General features: G+C 33.4%; 7 protein-coding genes. 2 read left to right on the top strand and 5 right to left on the bottom strand.

Annotation, left to right across the window (positions count from 1 at the left end):
- The 5 genes from zapE to der form a co-directional block, all read right to left on the bottom strand.
- Positions 1–575: cell division protein ZapE (gene zapE / locus Megvenef_RS06900; protein ID WP_322777235.1), on the bottom strand; the 575-nt coding region annotated here is incomplete at its 3' end.
- A gap of 9 nt (positions 576–584) precedes the next feature.
- Positions 585–1652 carry a tetratricopeptide repeat protein gene (locus Megvenef_RS06895; RefSeq protein WP_322777234.1) on the bottom strand — a complete coding sequence of 356 codons (1068 nt, stop codon included), beginning with the start codon at positions 1650–1652 and terminating at the stop codon, positions 585–587.
- 157 nt (positions 1653–1809) lie between these two features.
- Entirely contained in the window at positions 1810–2592 is a 783-nt protein-coding gene (locus Megvenef_RS06890) for a hypothetical protein (protein WP_322777233.1), read from the bottom strand.
- Positions 2561–3253, bottom strand: coding sequence for a uroporphyrinogen-III synthase (locus Megvenef_RS06885; protein WP_322777232.1), 693 nt, complete (start codon positions 3251–3253; stop codon positions 2561–2563). The genes Megvenef_RS06890 and Megvenef_RS06885 overlap by 32 nt, the downstream gene beginning before the upstream one ends.
- Positions 3254–3395: 142 nt before the next feature.
- Positions 3396–4742 carry a ribosome biogenesis GTPase Der gene (gene der / locus Megvenef_RS06880; protein ID WP_322777231.1) on the bottom strand — a complete coding sequence of 449 codons (1347 nt, stop codon included), beginning with the start codon at positions 4740–4742 and terminating at the stop codon, positions 3396–3398.
- A 229-nt stretch (positions 4743–4971) separates the two neighbouring features.
- On the opposite strand from der, the gene Megvenef_RS06875 reads away from it, so the two are divergent.
- Positions 4972–5493, top strand: coding sequence for a hypothetical protein (locus Megvenef_RS06875; RefSeq protein WP_322777230.1), 522 nt, complete (start codon positions 4972–4974; stop codon positions 5491–5493).
- 84 nt (positions 5494–5577) lie between these two features.
- Positions 5578–5905, top strand: a 328-nt coding sequence (locus Megvenef_RS06870) for a transposase (protein WP_322776028.1), incomplete at its 3' end; no start/stop codon positions are given.

The following is a 5905-nucleotide window of genomic DNA, read 5'->3' as shown; positions in this document are numbered from 1 at the left end:
GCGTTATATCTATAGTCGATAGCAGTATCTAGGTACAAAACTTGAAACTTCTTCTTTACCATATCAATAAAAGGTAAAAATGATTCTCTCTGCATGCCGTCTTTATATAGATTATCTGGAATAGTATTGGTTGTTAAAAAAATAAACACTTCGTTTTTCAGTAAATATCGAAATAACCTCATTATAATCATTGCATCTGTAATATCTTTTATTTCAAACTCATCCATACAAACTACACGAGCCTTAGTTGAGATATCTGAAGCTAATTCCTGGATAACTTTATTAGCAGATTTACCCTGAAGTAGATGAAGTTTTTTATGCGTGATTTGCATAAAATTTTGGAAATGAATAATTTCTTTAGGAACTTTTACCGCATCATAAAACATCTTCATTAGCATAGTTTTACCCCTTCCAACACCGCCATGAAGATATATGCTTTTTGGATGCTTTGACTTAAAAAACAAGCGCTTAACCTTGGTCAAGGACGTTATTGGCTCAATAGAAGCCCCTGCTTGTTGCAATATGACCAAAAGCTCTTTTTGCCTACTATCAAGGATTGCTTCGGACACAGTCATACAAATCCTTTACTTAGAATCGTATGAAATTAATTTTGGTTCCTTTATTTCTATTACCTTTTCTTTAATACCTAAATATCCTGCTAGCGCCAAAAACACACCCGGATACTTTGCTGGCTGAGCTATACCAGCAAGTGTACCATAAATAGCCTCCGCAGAACTTCTAGAACTATCAGCAAACATTCTAGCTATTTCAAAAGAAGGTTTGGCTGAAAATGCCGCTCTAAGTACTTTTAGTATAGATGCAGTGTTATTGGTGTTTGTAAGTAATTCCATAAGTAGATTTAATGCTTCTATGTAGTCAGGTCTGTATTCAAGAGCTAACTCAAGGTATTTTTTGGCTTCATCCTCTGAGCCTATTTGAAGGTAGTGCTTTGAAGCGGCATAATAATACGAAGCTATCTCTTCAGAATTTACTTCAAACAGAGGCATGTATGTTCTCTGTAATTTTGATACAATAAATACCATTTTGGGCCAAGATCCAAGGTTGGCATATATTCTAATTAAAATTAACATTAACTCTGGATCGGTATCATCTTCGTTAAAAGCCTTAAGCGCAAATTCTTCAGCCTGTATATGGTGCGTATTATTATAAAAAATTTCTGCAAGTTTTTTTGACGCATAAACACTAAAGTTCTTTTTATCAATTAGGTTGCGATAATATTGAATTTTTTTATCAAAACTATCTTCTCCTTCCGCAAGAACTAAATTTACAAAATCCTTATTTTCTTCGTCGAGCTCAGACAATATGTTACTTGTTATTTTAAGTGATTTTTTCTTATTACCCATTAACAATTCTGCTAAAACATTTAGTAGTCTGTTGTTTATTTTTAGTAATTTTCTTCTGTACCATCTTTTCTTCAAAATAGTAGGCAAATCAAATATTAAAAAGATTAATTTTAGAGCAACCATAAGAAGCAATTGAATTAAAACAAATACACTCAGAAACAAAAATAAAGTTGTTTCAACCTGATAATCAAATACAAATAATTTAATCTCCGAATCGTACTCGCCAATAGTACTAAATCCAATATAAAGAAGGAAAAAGACTGTACATAAAATCAAAAATCTAATCATTTCACAACACTCAAGTTAAATATTAAAAGCATCTTCACACTCACAATTTCATAAGTTATACTTGAAATTCAAGCTGACTACCCATAGTTGTCCTGCTGAACTCGTTTCAGCAGCTCAGGAGATACCGGGTCAAGTCCGGTATGACTGGTTTAGGCCGTCATTTTATAAAACTCCCTTGCAGTTCAGGTGAGTATATATAATTAATCAGCACAGGTAAGTTTTCATTGATTCCGTCTTTCAGCTGCTTCTGCTCTTCTTTAGTTTTAGAAATTTTTGTTACTTTTATGAACTTACTCATTAGCTTAGAACTAAAAATCTCAACGAATTTATCAGTACATTCACATTCAGGGTTTGATAACATTTTGTTATAATCATCCAGTAAAAGCAGTGTATTTTTTATCATATTAGGATGAGTAATTGAATTAAAAAACCTTAGCTCATTATAGAATAGTTGGTCTTGCCTAAATTTAGTCATTAGCCTTTCGGCGTTAGCTAAAAATAATCTATAATTATTTAATCCGCTTATCAATCGGATTTGTTTCTCTGAGGAATCTATATTTTTCTCAGCAAGTTCATCTTTTTCTACCTCTATCTCATAAGGATGCCTGGCTTCTGGCTCCATATTTTCAGCGCCCCCAAGGTCACCATTCTCTCTATCTAATTCATTTTCATCTGGTGAAAAACTAAGCAAAGGCACCTCTGGTCCCGGGAAATAACTCTCCTCGGGAGCAGTTTTATCAAGGCTACTATCCTCAACCAATATTTGTTCTGCGGGGGAAGATTTTTCTTTAAAAAAACTATCAAATAATTGTGGGTTATATTTTACCAAAACTACAATTACAGCTATAACGAGCCCTAGAATTAAGGCAAAAATTCTAAGGGAATTACTATTTGCTCTTTTTGTATTTTTATTTTCTGCTGGTTTTATCTTTCCGTTCATGTTCTTCTATATATTTCAACATTGATTGGCTATCATGGCATACTACCACATTTTTAAACACTTGCCTAAATACCTTTCCAACCTTTGAGCTTATAGCAACAATGGCAGTATTTTCTAGATAATTCACCAAATTATTTTCTACTAATAATTTCAGTAGGGTTTTTGCGCAATTTTCAGAGTATAAAACTATATAATCTATACCTTCTTTATACCTTATAACTTCTTTTTCCGAAAGAGACTCAAGATATTCTGTTTTATATAGTATCTTTCTTGTTATTTCAGATGGCATATTCACAGTGATATGATCTCCTGATAGATACAACGTTGTTTTGTGTAATTTTTCTGGAAGTTGCTTTTTTAAATTTTCTGCACTTGAGGCATAATGCTCAACTTTGTAACCTTTGTTTTTCAAGCTATTTGCTGATTTCTCTCCAACTACCCAAACTGACATATCAGACCTTGGGGCATTGGGAATATTATTTGCAGCAAAATTACTAGTAATTATTAAATTAGAAAATTTATTAATATACTCTGCTTCTACTGGAAACAACTTATATTTAATAAGGTTACAATCTAAAAAATCAAAATCTTGGCTTATAAATTTTTCCTTCAGTTCATTGTTTGCTGATTTTGATCTAGTTAATAAAACTGATTTTTTCATTGGCGAATACTGTTGTTAGCGATATTTGTCATACCGGAATTGATCCGGCATGATGCGTAGCACTGCCTGAACCTCTTCCCTCAAGGAACAAATACAAGTTTCCACCAAGTTTAGGACTGTATATTGATATTGCTGTATCAATTTATTTTTTCTTAGCATAAGGATTATCAGATTTTTCAAAATAAAATCTCATTGGAACTCCAGGCATTTCGAAATCATCCCGTAAAGAATTTGCTAAATATCGCTTGTAAGCATCTGTTATACTATCTGGATCACTAGCAAATAACTTAAATGTCGGCGGTCGTGATTTGATCTGGGTTATATATTTGATTCTTACCCTACGTCCTAGCTTTTTATGAAGAGGAAGTGGATGACGATCTAATACAAATCCTAACCAATCATTTAGCTTGGATGTTGATATTTTTTTATTCCATAGTTTATATATATCAATACATTTGTCTAGGACCCCTTCTGTTGTGGTGCTATCAATAGCAGAAAGATATACAACCGGAATACCTTTTACTTGCGGTAAATGAGTTCCTAATTTATATTCGAATTCTTCTTTATATTCTTTCTTCTTACGAATCAAGTCCCATTTATTAACGGCAATGACCAAACTTCGGCCTTGATCGATAACATAATTTGCAATCGTAAGATCTTGTTGTTCGAGAGCAATTGTGGCATCTAACATCAAAATTACGGTATTTGCAAATTTAATACTGCCTATCGCGTCTCCAGTAGATAGTTTCTCTAGGCTATGAGTGACATTAGACCTTTTTCTAAGACCAGCTGTATCAATTAACTTAATACGATTTCCTTTATATTCCCAAGAAATTTCAACCGACTCTCTTGTAATGCCAGCTTCAGGCCCAGTCAGCATCCTATCTTCTCCAATAATCGCATTTACAAAGGTGGACTTACCAGAATTTGGCCTTCCAGCAATTACTATTTGTAAGCAATCCCCTCTAATCGGGTCTGATATCACTTCCCCTTCTTCTGTATCAATTTTTTCTGCAATTGCATCATAAAGATCAGCTAGCCCTTGACCATGTTCAGCTGAAATTGGGACAGGGTCACCAAAACCTAATTTATAATACTCTTGGTCATGGTTAAATCTTTTTTCTGATTTATTAGCTATAACTATATGATTCTTAGCGTATTTTCTAATAAACTCAGCAAAGAATTTATCTGCTGGCGTAATACCAGTCTGATTGTCAACAACTAAGCAAACTAGGTCAGCTTCTGCAATTGAAATCATAGTTTGTTGCATCATGCGATGCTCAAGCTTCCCCTCCTCTGATTCCTCTAGTCCAGGGGTATCAACAACAGTAAACTCCATAGGGCCAATTTTTGCGTCGGAGTATTTCCTATCTCTTGTTACACCAGGCCTATCATGTACTATAGCCTTTTTACCAACGCTCAATCTATTAAATAAAGTCGATTTTCCCACGTTTGGACGACCAACTAGAGCGACAATTTTCTTTTTCATTACAATATTAATACCCATTATTATCCGCTTATTATTAACACGGATTAGATAATATATAAAGATAATATAAAGATAATATTTGTCCAAGGTACATGAACTCTACTATTTCTAATCTTTATACCTAAGATATAATCTTCTTTATAGTAAGATTTATTTGATTATACTGAGGAATAAATTACTTTTATTGGTTATGACGAGACATCTTTTTATATTAATATATTTATTTTATATGATATCACAGGCAAACGCAGAATCACGTTTTGTTGAACTAGGTGATTCCAAATCTACTAACTGCTGGGTTTACCTTTGCGGATTAGCAGAATCTTTTGATTCACCAGATGAACGAAAGCATAGACAGATATTGAATGATATAGGACGCGAGCTGAATATACGCTTTATAGCCCTTATACCGCGCAATCGTTGCCCAAAATTTGACAATAAAATTTGTTGGCCACATAAGGACCCAGAGCAAGCATCAGAAACTTACCAATCAATAATATCAGATCTAGCAGGAATAAGAGTAAATGGCTGGATTGGTTTTTCTAACGGCGGTTATTTTTTACATGAAATTTCACAACAAAATGTTATAACAAATCCGGTTGTAACGATTGGATCACCAGGAAGCTTAACATCAACCGATCAAATTTATGTTATGATAGGTAGAGGTGATACATACGCTTACGAGAAATCTAAAGATTTAAATTATAAAATTATTGAGTCCCTCCGTCAAAACTCTCCCCGCCTGAATTAACAAGGGGTTTCATGTCATAAACAGCTTACAAAATCCATAAGAAAATGGTATAATTACCGCATAAAGCTTACGGATTTTAAAATTATGCCTATAGAAAATATTACTTTTCTCCAAAAACAAGAAAGGTTATTTGAAGAGAAATTATCTACAAAACTAAATCCTAAAAACAAGTTATATAAACTAAGGGATTTAGTAAATTGGTCTGAACTTGAAGCCAGAGCATTGCCTAACATTGAAATCAAGCAATTTGGTAGAAATAAGAAAGATCATAGAGTAATGCTAGCACTATCAATGCTTCAAGCTATGTACAACGGTTCTGATTCGTTTACGGAGGAAGAGCTAAAGGAAAATATTTATTGGCAATATTTTTGTGGTTATGAATATTTGCAGCAAGATCTTGATGTGTCTGAAG

The sequence above is a fragment of the Candidatus Megaera venefica genome, assembly GCF_034554655.1.
In the GTDB taxonomy this organism is placed as follows: domain Bacteria; phylum Pseudomonadota; class Alphaproteobacteria; order Rickettsiales; family Rickettsiaceae; genus Megaera_A; species Megaera_A venefica.
The sequence above is the reverse complement of the archived record's forward strand: the minus strand, read 5'-3'. Positions and strand labels throughout refer to the sequence as shown.